General features: G+C 33.8%; 5 protein-coding genes. All 5 read right to left on the reverse strand.

Going from position 1 to position 23,087, the window contains the following annotated elements:
* Nucleotides 1–9,197, reverse strand: a 9,197-nt coding sequence (locus EYD46_RS17425; RefSeq protein WP_130938460.1) for a DUF6443 domain-containing protein, incomplete at its 3' end; no start/stop codon positions are given.
* 11 nt (nt 9,198–9,208) lie between these two features.
* The gene (locus EYD46_RS17430; RefSeq protein WP_130938461.1) at nt 9,209–9,928 is read right to left on the reverse strand and encodes a hypothetical protein; all 720 of its coding nucleotides are present in this window, start codon (nt 9,926–9,928) and stop codon (nt 9,209–9,211) included.
* 2 nt (nt 9,929–9,930) lie between these two features.
* Nucleotides 9,931–14,307, reverse strand: coding sequence for an Ig-like domain-containing protein (locus tag EYD46_RS17435; protein WP_130938462.1), 4,377 nt, complete (start codon nt 14,305–14,307; stop codon nt 9,931–9,933).
* 63 nt (nt 14,308–14,370) lie between these two features.
* A complete protein-coding gene (locus EYD46_RS17440; RefSeq protein WP_130938463.1) occupies nt 14,371–20,682 on the reverse strand; it encodes a hypothetical protein in 6,312 nt (2,103 codons plus the stop codon).
* Between the two features lie 25 nt (nt 20,683–20,707).
* Entirely contained in the window at nt 20,708–23,065 is a 2,358-nt protein-coding gene (locus tag EYD46_RS17445) for a galactose-binding domain-containing protein (protein WP_130938464.1), read from the reverse strand.
* Nucleotides 23,066–23,087: the final 22 nt, after the last annotated feature.

Here is a 23,087-nt window from a genome sequence, read left to right on the forward strand (position 1 = left end):
CCAAAGGGATAGTAATCATTATATGAAAGAACGTCTGCTGTAAAGTTAGTAAAATTAAGTGGATCGTCTACTAACTTTCTGTCACTTATTACGGTAAGAACATTACCTAAATGGTTACTTAGTTCGTAACGTTTATCGCCCACAATACGCGCTAACATATCTTCTGGTAATGTTGCTGTAATTGGTTCTATACGAGCTGTTAAATTTGATCCAGATAAAATTGTTGTACCTGGTTTAAACACAATACTGTTACCTGCTTTCATTATAACATTTACTCCAGAATTAATGGTATAATTATTTGTTTCTATGTCTAACTCTGCTCGGTATTGTTGTGCAGATGTAATGTTTTGATCTGATAGTGTTATGTTTTCTAACACGATACCACTACTACCATCGTCTTCTAATAGGATATTTTTTTCTTCTATACCTAATCGTGAACTACCATAAATATGATGCTCTTTTAAAGCTATATATTTACTGTTGGTAATGTTAGTAATATCATACTCGTTAGTTTCATACACTGCTAACACATTACCTTGTGCATCTCTAGAATATACTGTGGTTTTATTTTCGGGTAGCACCGTTTTTGCAATTCTATTGCCTAAGCCATCGTACTTAAAGTGTATTTCTGTACCGTCTGCCTTTTCTATAGAGGCTACTTTACCATCTACACGCCATTCTATATTATTAATTCCTTCTGCTCTGTCAAAAGTTAATTGTCCAATTTTATCATATTCATAATTACCTGGTGTTTGTTCTCCTAAATCGTTAAGCCCAATATCTTCCTCTAAATCATTAACATAATCTAACTGATTTGTCTTTCTTATTGTACCATCTGCTTCAGTAATATCCTTATAGAAATACTCAAGATCATCCATATTTTGTCCTTGATCTGCTTTTCGTTTTAGGGTTTTTAAGTTACCATTTTTGTCATATTCATAAACTCCAGAATAGTTTGCTGTACCCCCTAAGTAACCTTGCATGGATTTAATACGATTTAACTGATCGTATGTGTAATCGTTAATTTGGGCACCTAATGCAGTTTCGTTCATATCTGCTATATCGGTAGACATTTGCTTAATATTACCATTATAGAGATTCCTAACATTATTGGCTGCTGTATTGTCTATATCTAAAAAGGCGTTTATACTGCCTATGGATGCATAATCGTTCTCATCTGTAATATTATTGGTATTATTACCATAATAGGTTAAGGCAAAGCCCATTGCATCTTGTGCAACATTGGAGCCTACTGTGCCATCTGTACCCAAATCTTTTGTTGGATCTAATTGATTTGAATTTACGCCTTTTAACCATCCTTGTAATGTATAGGCATAGTCCATACCTTGTACTTCTTTATCTCCTAGAACGGTACGTGCTAATGGGCCATGAGCAAAATAGTTATAAGACGCATCGGTTTCCCAAATAAAACCATCTGTAGAGGTTTGTACGTTTACAATCCTATTATCGGCATCATACTCGTATTTATGTATAAACTGATCTGCTAACCCTTTTTGGTAATACACTTTGTTTACATTACCACTTATTAGATCATACTCATACTCTACATGCTTTAATCCAGAATATTGGTTTGATGATTTTGCCAATAATTTGTTATGGGTTACCATTTCTTTTACATTGCCATGGATATCATAATTATAGTATATGGCATGGTTAAAATCTACATTACTTGTTGAGGGAAGTTTTTCATCAAAATAATAGATTTCGGTAACTCTATTTCTTGAAGTTTGGTTTATATCTGCTATACCTGCTGTTTTAAACACCTGATTTTCGTCAATACTATACTCGGTATAAACAGTTTGCGTTACCTCATGCTTTTCACTGGTAATATTATCAGGATACCTAGTTTTAGTAATAGTGTTATCTGGTTCGGTAACCTCTATTAAAAACTCAACATAGCTATCATTTGAGGTATATACTAATTTACCTGTAGTGTTATTTATGGCGACATCTACATTTGGCACTAGTTCACCTGCTTCAATAATACGCCCTAAATCATCATAGGTTGTATAGCTAAAGGTATTGTTATCTTTTTGTTTTGCATTTTGTGAAGCTATAATTCTACCTAAATCATCATAAGCAAAACAGGTAATGCCTCCATCTGGTGTAGATTGCCATACCAACTGGTTTAAGCTGTTGTACTTGTATTGGGTTTTGTATTCATGGTTTGGTAATAACTCTATATCTTCATTTATAGGGTTATCTTTTCTGTATTTGTTTATACGATCATTTAAACTAAGACTTACACCATCTACATCAGCTATTGCTTCTAGTTGTTCTTTAGAGAATCTTTTTACGCCTTGCGGTGGTACGGTTTGTTTTAAATTACCTGCTTGGTCGTAGTAATATAAAGTATATTGGTATTCTTTATCTTGATAAATCATTTTGAATTCTTCCTCTACATTTTCAGTGGCATGTCTTAAATACGCATTAAGGAACTTTTCGCGCTCTTTTCTCAAGAATTCTTCATAATTGTTTTTCCCATACGTATTTTTAATGTTCTCAGTGAATCTTTCGCAAGACGATTCTTTGGGAGCTGGATAGTATACGTCATTAAAATCTACTGGTAATAATGGAGGCAGACTAATACATGAGTTACCTTGATCTGTAAGCTGATAATAATGATCGGAAGCAAATTGCATCCATGTTTTTTTGTCATCAAATGATATATTGTTATCATTTAAATGGGTGTTTAAGTATTCGTCTATAATACCTTGCATACCAACTCTTCCATCGTCTGGATCATCATAACCATACCCAAAGTCTGTGGCACCAAAATCGCCAATAGAAATATAGTTTAAGGATGTACTTGGAGATTCATCTTGTGCAGTAGTTGTTGGTATAACTACAGTGTCTATATAATATTTATAATCTTCTGTAATATAGGCATAGTTATAACTACTAAAATCTTCTTTGCTTATGTAGGTAACACCTTCGTTTGCAGGGCTGGTATCTATACCAACACTTTGTAATATATCAAGATATACTTGATACTTTTCCATGCTGCTTACGGGTTTTAAAGGTTGTGCTACACAGGGTTTATCGCAAATAGTTTGGGCTGCAAGTGCTAGTGATTGAGACGCAAAAGCTAAGTTGCTTTGATTCTCACAACTATTTAAATCTCTAAGATTACAATGGTAGTCGAGACCAAATCCCTGCAAAGCATCGCTATCATTTAATAACTTTCCTCTTATAAGTTTTGTAATTTCTTCGAACTGATATTCAGTTTCATTAATGACATATTTATATGTTAATCTTGCATATAATGTTGATTGTGTTGCGGTTTCTCCAGAAGACTTTACAGGTAAAATATCAATAAACTCTGTTATATATTCTTTTTTTGTAATATCTATATCCAAAAAGATATAAAGTTTATCTCTATAATCCGTAGCAGAAGAATTAAAATGAATACTTATATCATCATTATAAGTATTATTTTGCAATCCGCTTGAATAGTAGTATTCCGCATCAGTTATGCCTTGATAGTTGTATGTGGTATAGTTGGGGTTTGAGGATCCAACCAGTGAACAATATACACCGGCAGCGTTAATATCTACAAAATTTTGAAACGTTTGCGATTGATATTCTGGTAAATTAGTGATAGAAACACCTTCGTCTGTAAAATTATTATTTGCAATAATCTTATTTAATAAGTTTTTTAAATCCTCACCAAATTGTATGGCTGGATCTCCAGCATTGCAAATAGTACTATTATCTACAGGATCACAATCATCACCAATACCATCTCCGTCTTGGTCTGCGAATACTTTTATGTTGTCTAAACCAACGTAAATAATAGGTGCACCATGTGATGGTGTACAGCCATTATAATCAAAATCAGCTTCTATTTTTAGTTCTGCTGTTGTACTATTTGCCACAAATGTTGTAGAAAAGTGTTCCCATACATTATTGTTAGTATTATCATTATCATGAGCGTTTGCATCACTAACTACAATCACTTTTCCGCCAGGAGCAGATTGATCTCCAAAATAGACAGTAGAAGAAGTTGCAGAAATTCCCCCACAACACCTACTGTTTTCCCCTGGTCTTATTCCACTTTGATCGAAAGAAACAGTATATGTTTTCCCAACTACTAAATCTGTTAACAATGTTTTTATGGCTGCTTTACCACCAGACCCAATTATTCTAGTAACATAAAAATATTCTCCTCCGTTCTGCGCTCCTGTTGGAGGTACCATACATAAATCAGTACAAGTACTTGATTGAAATTGTACGGTATAATCTGAGCATTCATTCTCACTAAATAAATCATTTGATAGTAATAAAAAATGAGTTGTATTATATTCTTTTGTCCATTCTCCAGAGGTAGCAGCATAACCACCGCCAAAACTCATCCCACAACCTGAATTAGTTACACATCCTTGGTGGCATATTTCTCCCTGAGATTCAAATGTTCCATCTGCCAAAAGTACACTACTACATGGTAATGGATCAGGATCTATGGTTGTAGTATAATTATTAATATCATCGCAACATAAAAAATTAATCAGATTCGGGTTTTCATTATTGTCATCATCATATACTTGCCCATCAACAATAAGCTCTTCATCATTATTAAAATCAAACCATGTAGTTTTTATTTCTTGGGATGTAATCGTATTTTCATCATAAATATATTCAAAACGAACATCATTACAGTACGCATTTTCATTTGGTAAATCTGTATATAAAGCCATGTACATTACAGATACACCATCTGCTTCTAATTCAATTTGAGACCCTCCATCACTTTTCCAAATCATTGTTTGTGGATACCCAAAAAACTCTGGTAAGTAGCCTTCTGAATAAATTTGTAAATTAGTAATATCTATACTGCCTTCAATATTCAGTTGATTGGTTTCTATTAGACCATTCATTAAAGTTTTGAGTGCCTTTTCAAAATAAGTTTGTTTATTACAGCTACCTGTTTCGTCATAAGTACTACCAGGACCTAAATACTCTCCTCCTTCAGCAATAACACTTGGGTCTATATCACAATTAGAAATTCTTACCTTAGTAGTTCCTGAAATTATTATATCTTCAGTGCCTTCTTCATTTAATTTAGCTAGTGCTTTATAGCTATATGTGGTATCATCAATTTGTGTTGCATTTATTTGGGTAATGCTTAAAATTTCCCATGTACTGGCATAATCATTCCAAGAATAAGTACTACTAGTAGGGATTATAATAGTAACTTCAGAGTCTGTTACCCCATCTATACTCAATCTAAATTCTTTTTCAGATATTATTATACCTGAAGTAGATGGATTATTAACAACCCCACCAAGTGCTTCATAAAGTTTTGGGGATAAATATTGGCCTTGATAATTTCTGCCTTCAACTCCAATATTTGCACTTTCTTTAAAATATCCATCTAAGTATATTTGCAAATCTCTTGCTAAGGGACATACACCTGTATTTACATAATAGTTGTAATTTACTTGTTCTGCAATATCATTTACAACATCTTTGGGATCGGCACCTGCATTATAAAACATATCGCTTGGTAAAAAGCGTTTTTGCTTTGTAATATAGGCACCTGAATTCGTATCTGAACAAATACCGTTTGATGGGTTTAAAGTGTTTAAATAGTTTCTTGTAGAAGAAGTAGTATAACCCTCTGTTAAATTATTTATTAAGTCTGTTGGTACGGCAGACTGTCCAATACAACCATTGTATGCATTTTTTTCCTGAGCATAAGCATTAATAAATACAGATTGTATTTGTTGTTTTAATCCTAGATAGTTTGCTTTATATACGTTCCAAAACTTATCTTTCTTTTTACTATCATCTAAAGCCCTAACCTCGTTTAAAATCTGATCAAAGGTATGGGTTAGTTTGATGTCGCTAATTGTTTTATTATCAAGGCTACTAAATGTTATGTTTGCATAAGCAGAGTAAACCATTGCCGCATTTGTATTGTTATAATCTTGGGTTAGGGCAGTTTCCATCATACCATCTTTGCTTAAAAACGAACTCATGTAATCTGAGGATGCTTGCAAATCTGAACTAAGCTGGAATTGGCTGAAATATGGATCGTAAAGTATAAAGTCTGAAATGGTATTTAAAAAATAACCTGCTTGATCGGCTTCATCAAAAGTGACTATGGATTGTAAATAAGCATCAAAACCATCTGAATTAAATGTACCTAAAGCTGAATTGCGTTGTATGGTACAAAGCTCATTTACATACAGCAAATAATCATATTCCGGATGATATACTATCAACGATTCTGCCCAACTGTCTTGCCATAATCTTACAAAATCTATATGATTTGATAAATATTGTGGCTTTACCCAATATTTATTTGAAATATCTACATCGTCTGTTGGCCTAAGTGTGCTGATGGCCGTATCATCAATCTCTGGTTGATAGCTTACTGTTACAACATCATTCTCATCTATTGTTTCGATTATCTCTACCTTTATTTCACTAATACTACCATCTTCATTATAATAATTACCACTTGTATATAAGCCTTGTGATGGATTTGGTCGGGCACCATCATACTCAGGATGGTATGGGTTTTTCCAACTATTATAAGTACCAGAATCTGAAGTTCTAGCACTATATAATTGATTTGATTCATTAAATATGTTTAGTATAGTTTCTGGATTGTTGGTATTTACGCCATTACCGTATTGCCCTAATGGACTCATATCTTGTAATAATTGATCTTTTGCAGATTGACAAGAAATAGATTCTAATGGATCTTCACCAGGAGTAATTGTTGGATCTGCGTCGTTACATGGTGCATTACATGCAATTATGGCTTCGTTATATTGGGCTATAAAAGTATTAGTAAGCTCCTCTGTTTGCTCATTTATAGGGTACTGTTGTAGCATTTCATTGGCATAATCAATGGCCGAAGGATATTCTGTAGTTATTGCGGTTATACATTCTTCGCATGTGGTAAAACAGCCATCAATAATAATAGGGGGTGGAGAAATAATATCTGGTGATACATAGCAATCATCGTTTTCGTCTTGTAATTTGGCTATGTACAGGTTTGCAGCTTCTTCTGCAGCAGCTTTATTTACTTTAAGCGATTTTGTAATAGTAAAAGTTCCTCTATCAATAGTAATTTCAGGAAAATTACCATTCTCGTCTGTATAGCTATAGGTTTTATTAGCTTGATCTATTACTATGTGATTTTCTGGTATATTTGATTTTGTGTCTAAAGAGAATAAATTTGTGGCATTTTCATCAAAGATGTTTATGTTTAAATCATAAGTTATATCATAGGCTTGCGATAGAGTAGTATTAGGCTCAGTTTCAAAATCTGTAACACAATCATACGTAAATGGAGATGCTGTAACACCGTATGAAAATTTTCTTGGAGCATCAAAGGCTACAGTTTTCACACCAAAATAGTAGCGTTCATCTTGTAAAGTATTAAAGTTGCCAGAAGCATTTAAATTGTTATTTTCTTTGTTTAGTAAATCTATAGTAAATTCTTCGTGTAAGTCATCATTTTGTTCATCTTCAAGACTTATTAAACTGTTACTTTCAATTTTATCTCCTGCCAGTGCGGTAGCTATAGTGCGTCCCTGCGGGTCAATATAGCTTATACTTAATTGCCCATTAGGATCTAATACCATATTTTTTTTGTAATGTGATGTATTACCAATGGCATAACCAAATAGACGATTTAATTCTTCTTGTTCTGGGATTCCATAAAAGTATTCCATTTCATGACCAGAATTAAGCTGATGCGCTTTACCTACACCTGATTTTCTTCTTATTCTCCCTGTATTATCTGGTGTATATTCTATTTGAGAAAATGGAAATTGAGAGGCATCAGGGATACGATCACGCTCTAAACCAGAGAAATCTGTATTATCAGGCGAATAATATTTACTAGCTCCTAATGCTATAGACATCTTTTTTGAATCTGATATACTATTGCCTTCATTTTGAGAGTTTAAATCGAAATCTAAATAGCTATATGGTATGCCGCTAGAATTTAAGTTAAAAGCACCTTCTTGGTTTTGCCCATTATGATATTTTAGTTCGTTATCTGTAGTTGGTACTGGTAAAACTTCAACAGCAGGACGCCCTTGTGCATCATAAACAACTTCACCTACTACAGCTGTGTTATCTGTATTTATTTTAGTTACCGTTTGTCTATTTCTCAAGGAACCATCAAAATAACTTACAACTTCCTTCTTTTTACCGTCTTCTGCGAATGAGGATTGGAATTGCCAATTTTTACCACTAGCATGGTCTTCTGTTATTTCAACTTTGTGAGGCCAATGCGTAATTGCAAACCTACTAATGCTCGTATTATTTGCCTCAGCTTCTGTTTTATCGTTTTGTTCGTCTTGGGTGTCTCTTGTCCATCTACTATACTTATTTTTTGTAATATCATCTAAAAAGTTACCTACAGCTCTAACACGATATAAAATATAGCCTTGACTATAAACCACAGGTATGTTATAGCTTAAACTATTTGTTTGTATTCGTGTGCTATTTCGTTCAAAATCTTTAACATTAAAATAAATTATAGATTTATCTAAAGGTATTGTAATATTATCCCCATAATTATCTACCCATGTCCATTCTACATCATAATAACGCGCTTCAGGTATTTCATCCCATGATATAGTGAGTTCTCCCTCAGAAATGGGTGTGCTACTTGTAGTTATTGTTGGTGCATCTGGAGAAAGCTCATAATATCTTGTCTTATTGTAACCTATAGACAGTTGAATATTTTCAGGCACTGTTGTATTATCACTTACCCCACTCTGTATATCCTCAAACGAAATACTTGATATATACACGCTTGATATATATTTGTTTTCTAAAATGTGTTGCTTTAAGTCTGTAATATTTCCAACACCTGCAGTTAAATTGTTTTCTACCTCTAATGTAATGGTATAATCACTATCTGGTGTACCATCAGGTAACAGTGGACTTACGGTTAACGTTATACTAAATTTATACGCATCATAAGGAGCGGTATTCTCTTTAATACTTAAATTTACATATGAATAAACATCAACATCTAATACGCCTGTTGTTTCTAACTCATAAGCACTATTTGATAGTGTAGTTTCTGGGATAATACTAGTTGAAGAAAATTCTTGGGGGTTTTGTGCAAATGCAAAGGCATTAACTATTAAATAAAGTACAAAAACTTGGATAAGCTTAATTTTATTTTTTCTTGTAAACATATTTTTAGTGTTTATAAGTTAGTTTGATCTACTAAGGTGTAAACTGAATAGGCTTCTGTTAAACGTGGTTTTTTATCAGTTCCAAAAGCAATGTAATCTTCAAATTGGGGTAATGGTATTTTGGTTTCTTCTTTTTGTTGGAACTTAATTTCCATACGTCCAACATCATCTGTATAAGTACTATTCTTGTTTAAGAAAGGCATCTTTTTAGATAAATAGAATATTTGTTTTTCAAGAGTGAAACTGTTTTTATTTATATGTATTTCTACCTTATGATATGGTAGTGGCAGCTGCTTATTTATAAGCTCTAATTGATATACGATAGTAGTACCTATTTCTTTAGTGTTGGTTTCTTTATAATAATTTAGAAAATGAGATATTTCAATTGGGTTTTTTGTTTGTAGTTCTTTATTGGAAATTGCATTGTAACTAATAGTCTTATTGGTGTTATCTATAACAATATGAGCATCTTGAAATTGAATTACTTCTGAATTTAAAATCTTTACGACATTTACATTTTTGTCTTTATATATTTTTCCCTTATAAGATTCTGTAATAGTATTACCTGTATATCCTCTGTACATACTATAAGTTACCTCTAAATTTAAAGTAGCAGTATTATCATAGAAAGATTTTACTTTTTTCAAAGTTTCTTCAGCCTTAGGTATTTGCGAATTCCCTGTAAAACTTACATGTAAAAAAATAAGTAGTATTAGTTTTATTAATTTCATAATTAATTTGTAGCTTTAATATTACCAGAACGTGTTTCTTGTATGGTGTAGATTCCTTTTTCTGTTTCTTTTTTGACTCTAACTAGACCTCCCTCTAAATCATATTCATAAAACGTAGCATAATTATTTTCATCCAACTCAGACATTAATCGCTGATTAACAGGATGGTACACAAATGTTTTCATGTTGCTTTCAAAAGGTTGTACCCTAATATCATCAAAGTAAATATTTACGCTTTCAGATGTTCTGCTTTTTAGTTCAATATTTAAAACCTTAGCATTTACAGGTATCGTAAATTCTCCTACAATCCTTTGCCATCCATCAATAATGGCTCCACTTGGGAAAAACTGATGGGTTAAACTCATTGGTTCTGTACTCTCATCAATATAGGTTAGTTCTATAGCTGCATTCTCATAATTTGATATATCTAATTCTGCATTTTCTGCTTCTTCGTAATCATAATATGTTATTGATTCAGAAAATATAGGCTCCGGAGAAACACTTATATCAGGATTTGGATTTGGTACAGTTACTGTTTCTTCTGGAATAAATGTTTGGGAAACTGTTAGTGTACCGTTTATAAACTGTGCATTTGTAAAATTTAATATATTCTTACCCCTACCTAAAAGCGGAAGATTTATGTTTGTGGTAACTGGATTAAAACATGTGTTACAAGACGTAAATTGTACAGTAGGAGTATAGTATGTAAAAATCCTACCATCGTCTGCATTAGTTAATGAAAATTCAAACCCTACAGCCCTACCATAATCATCCTCTATTCGAGAAAAGTTATACACTACAAGTCTAGGAGCCCCTTGTGGTTGCCCTATAATGTAGGGGACAAGTGCATCAAAATTTACAACATCCGAACTGGAAACAGGTGTATAAACAGCAGGAATATTAAAATCTAGTGGGGCTTCACTTAAAAATTTGTCTTTCAAATGATTCAATAAATCTACAAAAACAGTGCTTACTTCACTAAAATTTCTGGTTTCGGTTGCAGATACTGAGGCCTCTTGCTCTCTTACCCAACCACTTATAATGTAATGTCCTCCTAATTGTGGCTTAAATTTTTCACACGCCACTATGGTGGGCTTTGCTTCCTCTAGTATTTTTACAGTTACACCTATACGAGGGCTTACACAGCCAAGATCTATATGCTGAGCATAATAGGTTTGTCCATCAACAAGCGATGTAGTGTTGTTGTACATTGTTCCATCAGTTTCTTGACTATACCATTCTACATTACTACCTATTACTTTTAAATCTGCTATTGTGGGGTATTCATCATTGTAGAACTTTTGAATTGGCAAGGGTATTATAGGCGGAGAAAGATTATAAAGAAATATTGTTACAGACTTACGTTCTACGCTTTCAATACTATTCGCATCTATTTGTGCTGCGAAATAGGCAGTGCCTTCTGTAACAGCAATATTGCTGGGGTCTGGTATGGGCGTACCTCCAGTTTCTTCTAAATACCAGACTATTTGGTGTCCTGTTGGTATTGGCTCTAAAACAATATCATCAATTGAGCTATTTGGGCAAAGGTATTGTACACCGTCTCCTTCGGGAGGTGTAGTGCCTACAAAAACTTCTACTGCTAGCCTACAGGAAGATAGCCCATCATCTTCGGCATAATATATCTCTCCATCGATAAGCTGGGTGCTACTATCAAGAGGGGTACCGCCATTGGCAGAACTATACCAGTTAATGTTAGCCCCATTTGCCTGTAGTAAGGCTACTGTAGCTCCAACACTAAATTCTTGATAGGTTTCTCCTAACGGCGTATTCTCATCTATATATATAGTTTCTGCTGTTCTTCCAGCTTCTGGATTATTTGTATCCTCGTACCAATATACTACACCTCCTAATACAGTATCTTCAACAAAATCATAATCTGAGGCAATAGGTTCAGTTTCAGTTTCTGAAGTGTACCATAATATATTTGAACCACTTGGTATTAAATTTGCCGTAGTAATGACTTCAATTTCGCTAGTGCAAAATGTATTTTCCTCGCCAGACGCATAAACTATTAGATTAACGGGGTTTCGTTCTAAAGTTAAACTTGTAAGGTTTGGATTTTCCGCAATAAAATAATATATACCTTGATCAGATATTGATGGGTTCGATATAACATATTCTAAACTTGTAGCCCCAGGAATCTCAATTCCATTTTTATACCATTTATAGGTGTTATTGGGGCTATATAATCTGTTTGAAGTTAAAGGTATCTCTTCAATACTGTTTTCAAGTAGCCTTATAGTTTCTTCTTCATCGACTTTAGCTTGAGGTACATGAAAAATATCTGGAATGAAATCTGCTCTTGGATAACTAGTAAATTCTAGATTTTCTAAATCACCAAATACAAATTCATTATTTACCAGTGATCCTCCTAAATATGCTGGTATAACTGGAACTGATATTTGTTGAGATTCTCCACGTAATTTATTATTTGACAAATCAATTGATGCTCTGGTATTGACATCAAGATTAGCAAATGTTTGAGGAATGTATCCTTCTAGATTATTATTGGATAAATTCAATCCACTTATTCTCGTTATACCTGTGTTTGGATTTATATCTGTAGATATTCCATACCAATCGCAAACGGGTACGTTAGGATCCTTCCAATTAGTATTGTTAATCCATTGGTCTCCATTTGTAGCATCATAAAATTCTGAGAGAATGGTTCTCACATTTTTTGGTAAACCACAAGTATCTAATTCATCCAGAACAACTGTAACTTTATGGCGCTCTAGTGTTAAACCTGTTACAATACTATTTGTAGCTGTAAAATAGTAAATTCCTGTATTTGCTGCAGATGCAGCTCCTCCATTAAATACTCTAGAATTCTCACCAATTGGATTAAAAGTTATTCCATTATCATTACTAAAAAACCATTGGTAGTTGTTGGATTCACTTGATAGTTCTGTAGAAATGCTAAAACTACCATTTTCTAAAACATATATGGTTTCTTCTTCATCTACTTTAGCTTGAGGACTATAGCTGTACAGAATTCCTGGCTTTTGCGAATAAGTAACATGTTCATTTTCAAAATCGCTAAAAATAAATGCATTGGTTCCAAAAACTAACTTTTCTAAATCTAAATTTCCCCATTCGCTAGGTATTGGTCCATATAAATTTCCTCTATTCATTCCAAAATCTATACGCTTAAGGTTTGTTAAGTTTCCTAATTCGGGAGGAATTGGTCCAGATAACTCATTATCTGGAATCTCTAAGTACTTAAGGTAGGGTAAATTTTCTAATTCTTTAGGCAAAGTACCAGAAAGACCTATATCCCAAGTTCCATCTATATAAGGGGCTTGTATTCCAACTACATGATTATTTTCAACTGTTATACCAAACCAGTTACACACATCTCCCTCTTCAAAATTCCATGGAGTAGGATTAGTCCAATTTAGACCATTTGTACTATTATAAAAAGCTTCTAAAGCATCTATTTCACTTTGGGGAACTGTACAACTATTGGTCGTATCAACACTTACGGTTATAGGATGTCTATCTGTACTCTCACAACTTGATACACTTATTAACGAAGCAACATAATATGTGGTAGTAGAATTTAATGTGGGTGTTGTATATGAGGTTCCTGTGTGGACAGCAGTACCACCAGAAGCTGTTGTGTACCAATTAATGCTATCTGCACCAGTATAAGGTGTAGCTGTTAAGTTGGCAGACCCTGGAGCAGATAGCGTTACATCATTACCTGTAGGTAAGCCTGGTATAGGATTAACCGTAACGTTAATTTCAAATGTATATTGGGTTACTCCGTTTGACGTTACCCCTCTTCTATACCAACGTGTTGTGGTTAAATTAGATGGAGGGGTGTAGGTTGTAGATGTTGCCCCAGTAATATCTGTCCAATTAGAGATTCCATCATCCGAAGATTGCCATTGGTAACTATAAGTACCATCTCCGCCATATGCTGAAGCTGTATTTGTTAATGTACTAGGTGTCTCGTTTTCACAAATAGTTTGAGGGTTCCCTATGGTTCCTGCATAAAGAGTATCTCCAATTTCAAAAGGTACAGACGTTGTGTGTTCATTAACTAAATTTGGTGGAATTACATAGGTTACATTTATTGTTCCTGTTCCTAACTGTGTCCAAGTAATATATAAATTAAAAGGATCTTGCGGATCTGGTAGAGACGTTGTACCAGAACCATCGTAGGTTACAGACCAACGGCGAAATTCTAAATCTGATCTTAATTCATATAGAGTTGTCCCCCCAATAACCAAAGAAGGATCTCCAAAAGCAGGCCCATCCACAGTATCTTGTGCATACAAGTTTGTACTATTTAGTGCAGATAGAAAAAATAGTATCAAAAAACTAAGAAATATTTTTTTTATGTTAGTCATAGTTATATTATTTGTTTTTTTATGGATATGTAAACTTTTAACATATATCAAATACTATAAAAGTTATAATTTTGGAAATAGTAGTGGTTGATCTCCCTGACATTTTCGACCACCAAATGCATCTAATCGTACACTTTCTCCATTTATAGGATTCATTACTCCATCTGTTGTTTTAAATAAAAGGAAATCAACTACAGCATTGTCTTTGTTAACATTTTTCCCTGGATTCCTTTTTTCAGATACAAGCCAAAATTCTACTTGAACACGCCCTGTAGCATCTAATTCAATTTGATATTTTCTAAGTTTATTATTTTTATCCCTGTTAATTCTGTCTCCATTTACATATACAAACCAACCATTTGGATTTGAGGAATGTTCAACTATAGCGTAATCAACTATAGCATTAGGTTTACCTTGGATTGTAAAGGTAGCTTGTGCATCTCTACATCTAATTTGTTGAGATATAACAATACCTGATATTTCTGGGTCTTTATTATCAATACATGAATAATAATCAGGGCTACCATCTTCTAATGTTGGAACACTATCTGGGTGAGTGTAAGGACAAGGATCTTCATCATCTTTAAGTCCATCCTCATCTGTATCGTCTGGTTTAGGTACTTCTCCTATAAGCTCTACTGGCATTTTAGCTCCATTTCCATTTTCTGGATCTATTAATAGACTTGTATGTCCTGTATGCGCATGTTTATTAGAAGTAACAATACCTCTGTCTCCATCTTGATCTACAATATCTTTATATGTAAAATGTCCTTTGGCCGTATTAAGGTAGTTGTTGTAATCCTCAAAATTATCTCCACCCATGTAACGATACCTACTGTTAGAGGTTACGGCTACTGGTAAAGTAAAATTGTAACCGTATTGTGCTGAAGAATACCTAGCTAAAGCATCTTTGTTTTCTAATTCGGCACCAAAGGGGCTATATTGTGTTACCTCGCTTGCAAATGTCCAAAACTTAAATTCATCTGGTTTTTCTTCATCTATAACGTCTGGGTTTACTGTCCAACCTGAATTTTCTACAGGGGTGTAGAGTGGCATAAATTCTTTAAAGTACCCTTCTTTTCTTGTATTTGTTTTAGAGGTTTCAGCACCCTGTTTTATATCTGTTCTTTCTGTTAAATATGCATACGATTTTTTAGCACGCCATTCCCCCTTAACATTATTTTGAAATGGGTTAAAACCATACTCACTTATCTCGCTATACGCTAATTCTCCAGATTCTGTATCCAAATCTTTATATGGTATACTTTCTAAATTGTTTTCGCATTGTGCATTCCATAGATCGTTGTATACCACTGCACTTGCATTAATTATACGTAAATTATTATTTGTTGATGATGCAAATGATGCTGTATTTAATTTGTTATCAACTGCGGTATCTAGAGGGTTTGTCATCATAGTAATAGATGCCATATTACCCATTTGCTGATTGCGATACCCTGAGCGAATTATTTTGAAATGGATATTGCTGTCAATAGTTTCATCTGATGTTGGGTTTACTATGCCTCCATTTCTTTTCATTAATTGTACTCCCGTACCTTCTGGGCCAAATCCAATAACCCAAAAACGTTGTGGTTGTGCACTACTGAAATCAATAATTTCATCTCCCAATGTAAAATACTCTTCAGCATTATTATTACCAGCTAAATTAAAGTGCCCATCTGCATAGCTTAGGTCTCCTTGTAGACCTAAATTTTTAGAAGCTTGTCCCATATTTTTATATTCATTGGCCCAGTAAGCTGGAAAATTGAAGTTGTAATAGGTATCATCAAACTCATTTATTGTTTTAGTTAAAATAACTTCGCCTGTTTCTGCATCCCATGCTTCGTTTACGGTAGATACTTTAGAGCCTAAATCCATCGCTATTTTCTCTTTTAGGATAGCAGTAGTGTGTACTACTTTTGTAGTGATAACACTATGCGCTGTGTTTTCGTGCGTACTTCTACTCGGAAAGGCTGTTGGTACTATAACAGGAATTGGTCCTAAAAAAAGTGTCGAAATATTTGTATTTATCCCTGTGGTTTTAGATTCGGAATAGCTTTCTCTAAAATCTGTAATCACATCATAATCCACTCCAATTTCTCTATCATAATCTATGTTACCATTTCTATTAATTACTGGTAGTACATTATCTAAAATACTTGAACTTGCGGTAGAATTTTCTGGATGGTTTACCTTTTGTGTAGCATATTTGTACAAAATAGAAGAAATAGGTTGATCCATATCTTCTTGAAATACATTTTGCGCTTTCATTTTACCATCCATATCGTTAGTATGCACTACATATCCTTGAGATAAAGTGTATTTGTTTTCAACTTTAACCTTTAACCCCAATAATCCTCTAACCATATTTTCTAAAACTCTATTTCGGTTACTATATGGGGGGGCTTTTGTAATATCAGTATGATCAACTTTTGTTGGGAAATCTTTGGTTGTATAAAACTCAGAGACTACTTTACCTGTAGCGTGTCTTTTAATATTTTCTCTGGATAAATTTTTGACAGTAACGCGACTATATGTTACCTTAGAGTGTGGGAAAAATGCTTTACCAAAGGGTTTTTCTACATAGCTTAATTCTCTTGGGGTTATAAGTCTGTCACCTAATACATCTGTTTCGTTTTCATCATAAAATGGTTCAACAAAAGGATTTTCTGCACTATTATTTGGCTCAAAAGATGCCACACCACTAGAGCTTTCATCATCTAGAGTATACTCATAAGTTTGTCCATAAGTTTGAAACGCACCATTAGATGCCATAAGATTCCAATTATCATTCATTTCTACTTTTGATACTCTACACCCTCCACCCAACTTATATTGTTTTGGTGTAGATAACCTAATCCATGATTTTTCTGGTATAAAATATTTTGCACATTGTTGCTCTCTTAGTTTTGCATCTGGTTTTTGGAAAAAAGAACCTAGGCCTATTCCTATTTTTGCTAATTTTTTTGCGATGCTTTTAATGCTTTCATCTTTATAATCGGCAGGTAGTCCATGAACCACATTATTCAAATATGTTCTGCCAAAATATAAACCAGCTTTCACAATAGGATTTTCATTGTGGTTACCTATTCCTTGCATAGGAATGGCAGCATAAAATTTTTCTCCCTCTTGGAACATGCCATAATCTATATTAGTATTAAGATTAAAATATCCAGTTACATAATCATAATCTCTACTATTACTATTGTAGCTAGCCCCTTTACGAGTCATATTCATTAAGAACCTAAAATATACAGGTTTATCATGAATGTCTTTAAAATATTTATCTATGAATTCTTGGTTTGAAAGCATAGTAGTTTCATCAGGCAATTCTATATAAAGATACTCTGCCTCTTGATTGCCATTTAATCCATATAGGGTATTATTTGTATTTGTAGGGTCATTAGGATTACTATCTAAGCCCGCCCCAACAACTTTAAACATTTGCATGGTATGCTTATCTTGCACATACTGATAGTCATCACTTTCGTAAGTAAGATTAATAGAACCACCAGATGGAAGCCCTATTTGTGTCATAGACCAAGCAGAAGCATATTCATTTTGAGTAGTTTTATTTGTTTGATCTACAAACGGAAATTCTGAAGTTGTAATGCCATCTTGTGTCCCACAACCAACATTAACATTAGGGTTATAGTTTCCCCAAATATCAAAAGCCTTTAGGCTATAATCTGGATTATGCACTTCATCATTTTCATTATAATCAAAAGTATAGGGTGTATGTTTCCCCATTAATGATGTTCTATAAGTAAAGTACACCTTCTTTAAAGTTAGTTTGCCTGTGTGTAGAATACCAGTGTCTTCATCAATTAATTCATGACCATCTTTTGTGCCACCTAAATTATTATTTAAGCCTTCACATAACGCGTAGTTATATATGAAATGTGCCGTTTTAATAGGTTCTAATTCCAAAACATCATCAATAGTTGGTTCCGCATCAGGGTTATTAGTTTTAAATACATCGTATTCAGGTTTAGAATAAAGGCGTATAGTATTTAGTTTATATAACTCTTGTTGGCCATTTGCTGGTTCTTTTCCATTTTCTCCATCAACACCACGTGCATCTTTTCTTGGTGATAAATCAAAAAATGCAACATGTGTTTTGGTTTCTATTTTTTCGATGTATTTTATTTCCTTTTTTCCATAGAGATAACTTCCTTTTTGGTCATTAGGATTGCTTCGCAGACCTTCATTGTAAGACGCTTGGTTCTTACCATAAGGAATGCGCCACTGGAAATCTTCGTATTCTCCTTGGCTATTCTGGTACTTTATCGTTTTGTATTTAAATAGTGTATAGGCACCTAAATCATCATCAGTAGGACCATCTCCTTTTAAATCTTCATAATCTGAGGATAAAACAGCCGATAGCAAATATGTATGTGCATAGGGAGGTGTTTTTACTTTGTCGTAGAAATGGTCAATACCACTAGTATTATCCACTGAGTTTTCTCCAAATCTCATTTGGATATTACCATTACCATCTTCAATGGGTTGAGCAGCACTGTATTCTACCATTCCTGTATCACAAAAACCAGTAGAATCAGTAGCAAAAGTCACTTCCTGTTTAGTAGTGTTGTATGCAGTTTCTCCAAATACATAGGTAGAACCATCTGGTTTTAAAACACGTATTTCTGCAGTATGATGATCTTTAGCATGTGTATTTATATGATTTTTAGGGTAATCTTCAGTATAAAAATCTCTAAGTTCTGCAGCAGTTATTTTTTGGATAGACTGATTGCGTACATCTCTTTTTGTTCTTTTAAATGGCGCTGAGAATGACTTAAATACTTCTCTAGGAATATTTCCTTGATATTCTTTTACTCTAAAGCGCGTATCAGCATATTTTCTATCTTCAATACCTCCTATTTTAACAGCCATAGCTTTATCACCATGTAATTGACTTGTATATAGTTCTCTTTCATCATCAACTTTATTCTCCCCTACGTATTTAAAATATACAGGCTCATAATCTAATCGTTCACTTGTATTTAAATTTTCATTTTCATTATTAAAAATATGTGTAGCATTTGTATTCCATATTCCTGTATGACTTTTGGAAGGCGCCAAAACTAAATTAAGTCCCAATTGAAAGCTTCCTGTTCCTCCGTGAGATTCTGCTCCTAAACTTGCACTGCTACTTTCATCTTCTACATATTCATCATATATTTGACCTATTTGACTACGGTGTGGTCTAAACATACCACTTATGCCTTGTCCGTTAACACTGTATACATCATAAGTATAATTGGTATATGGCAAAGCCAAAAGTCTATCGCTTATAACACGATCATTCTCTCTATTGTAATCTAAAATATCGCTTGGGCTTGCTTGACCTGTAAACTCATAGCCATATGCCTTTTCTTCTCTTAATTTATCCTTTAACTCTTGTTCGGTATATGTAGCTGATAATTCAAGTTGCCCATCAGCAGCCATTATATCTATTCCTGTAGAGAATGAAAATGTACCGTTAATATCCTTAAAAGCTGAGCGCTTTCTTGGGGTTATTGGCATTGGGTTTGAAAAAGAAATACTTCCAGTAGCAGTACCTGTGTTTGTTTTATCTAATATTTCACTTAAAAGCCAATTATCAAAACTAGGTTTCAAAGATGCATTTAAACTAAAATTTGTTAAACCCCTGTTAGAGTTGTATGAGACCCCTGCATTTAGATTTCCACCAATTACCATTGCATCAGTTCCAAATAGATTTGCTTTAGCATTTATTTTTGGAGATATTGTAGCCCCCTCAGTCGCAGAGTTTTGCACATCCATTCCTACACTTATATTATCTGACAAATCAAATGATAGTCCGTAAGATGGTGTTATAGTAATACCATGGTAATTACTGTATTTAATTCCTAAGCCTGCAGAAAAACTATTAGTTTCTTTTTTTGGAGCTTTAATATTATCTTCTTGCTCTAAACCAAAAACTTGTAAATCTCCTACAGATGCGTTAATCCCAACAGTTACGTGTTTTTTTATATTTTTTTTATATGTTAGTGTATCTCCCTTAAAATCATCAGGAATACCTCGTACTTGCCTGTTTATTTGTCCAACATTAAGGTTCCAGCCCAAGCCTACCCAAGAGGCTTCTTGATCCATAGTAATACCAGAATTATAGGATAAGTTTAAAGGATAGCCACCTACATCCATAATTGGGATATTGTAATTAAAATCTCCTGTAGATAGGTTTACCATATCCGACGTACCTATAGGCGTAAAGGAATTAAATTCTGGTTGTGAAGGGCCACTCGTTAATGCAAATAAATTTGATGGTTGCACTGTTGTGAGTACCAATTGTATTGCTAAATAACTAGCTATTATTTTTGAATACCTGCTTTTTCGAATATTATGGATCATAATAATTTAAAAGGTTTAAATAGTTTTATTCTTTTATACTTTTAACCAATGCCTCTAACTGTTGTAAACGTTTTTCCAAGCTTTGGTTGTGTGCTTCTTGTTGCTTTAGCTTCTTTTCTTGTTGAATGATATAAAGGGTTAATTCCTCTATTTTTTCAAGGAGTTTTGCATTCATTTGCCCAATGAGTACCCCGTTTTCCTCAACTTCCTTTGCGGATGGTATATTTGGTAGATGCCCTTGTTGATTTATATAGTCCTGTAATTCTTTTAGAGTAGGCAGTTTATATGTTTCATCAAAAACATAATCTGGCCAAACACTTTGTAATTTTACTTTAACTTCTTCGCTTATTATTTTACCAGCAACTGCTAATTGATAATCAGATGGTATTGCAGAGAATTCTACACCTATGGCTAATTTTCCATTATTAATAATATGTACATCATTTTCAAAACTTGTTTTGTGTTTGTTTATCAAACCATAGCCTAGGTTCTTTTTATAGTCTCCATAATCACCAATTACTATAGTGGATTTTTCTTTTGGCATATGGATAAAATTTGTTGCTGTTGTTTCTCCTTCAAAAATGGCTGAACTAAGCTTTATGGCATTACTTTCTGCATTATCATTTCTGAATTCTTGAATTACAACACTATTATTAAGATGTCCTTGATCCGATCTACTTGTCATCGTAACGGCATATTTTCCATTATCAGCTCTATACACACCTACATAGCCTCCTCCATGCCAATTTCCATCTATATCTACAGTTTTATTATTTGTTGGCGCATAAATCTTATGGTTTGTATTAATGTTGATTTCAGTTCTAGCACCGTCTGGGTTACCTATTACAAGATTATCAGAATATCGACCAGTTCCATTTACATCTAAACTATATTGTGGAGTATCAGTCCCTATACCTACATTGCCAGTAGTGTAGTATATATCTTGATTGTTGAGCTCCCATACATCTGAAATACCCGAAGAATTCGTAGAGTTATTAGGTTGAGCATTGATTAATTCTTGTATGGTGGGTTCGCTGCCATTGATTTCGTATAGTGTGGGACCATAGAAAAATTGACTATCACTGGTATTAGTGCTGTCATATAGGTATACTTTTTGGTTTATTTCTATTGCTCCTGTTTGAAATTTAAAATCGGGAAAGTTGTCAACTTTACTCCCAGTTATACCATCATAAACACCTCCTATGCTAAATGTATCAGTATAATTGCTATGGTGTACATACCCCACCAATAAATACCAGTTATCCAAAGTGGGTAGGTCACTAGCCTTGAAAAAAGGGTTGCCTCCTGCTGAATTCCCATCGAGATAATCGTTGGTAAATTCCCCTGCTATATTTTTTGATGTAAATGCAAAAAATGTTCTTCCCTCTTGTGAATTCGTTTTTTTGGCCCAAACCGTAAATCTGTAGCTTTTTGTATGATCTATACCAATAAACCCCGTAGTCCAACCACCACCGTTATGGGTGCCACTATCAGGAACAGCTTTCCATAAAAGCTCTGAGCTACCGTGGGGACCAACCCCAAACTCTCTGATATTTTCGAAGTCCGTACCATATTTGTTAAAACCTGGGGCGGAACCAGTCCCTTCAGTCCAACCTGATGTGTTTATAAGATTTACTGCTGATGATGTCCCGTTGTTGGTCGTAACAGAAATAGCGCTACTTTCTGTACTCTCATTTCCAGCAGCGTCTAAGGCTGTTATAGTAAAATTGTATGATGTTGCCGCTGTTAATCCTGTTACTTGATATGTTGTTACATTACCAAGCGTAGTAATTAAAGTTCCATCTTGATAAATATTATAGCCTGTTACACCTGTATCATCCGTTGCACCAGACCAACTTAAATCTACTGAAGTATCTGTTAGACCTGTACTTGATAATGTTGGTGGTGTAGGAACTAAAGATACACCATATACCTCTAGCTCATATATTCTCATAAAATTATCTGCAGCACCTCCCAATCCATAAAGTCTTATTTTTGAAGTTGTTATTTTATTGAAATTTTCATCAACAACTGATAGAGTGTTAGAGCTTCCATCGACAATAGTAAGCCAAGAATTTCCATCCCATATTTGAAACTCATATTGAATAGGTGAGTTATACAGACCATTATACCCACTCCAAAATTTGAACTGTTCGATTTCAAAACTACCTTCTAGATCTACTTCAATCCAATGAGGCCAGGTAGAACTATCAGATAACCATCTAGATTCAACGCTATTGTTGTCTCCATCTACTGCATTTTGGCTTAGATATGAACCACTTGTAGAATCTGAAGTGGTTGGTTTTCCAAGTGCTATATTTGTATTTTGAGCATTAGTGTAAATTACTATTAATAAAAAACAGAAAGCAGTAATTTTTCTCATAATAATCTTACTTTTGAATTCT

The organism is Hyunsoonleella pacifica (assembly GCF_004310335.1).
Classification (GTDB): domain Bacteria; phylum Bacteroidota; class Bacteroidia; order Flavobacteriales; family Flavobacteriaceae; genus Jejuia; species Jejuia pacifica.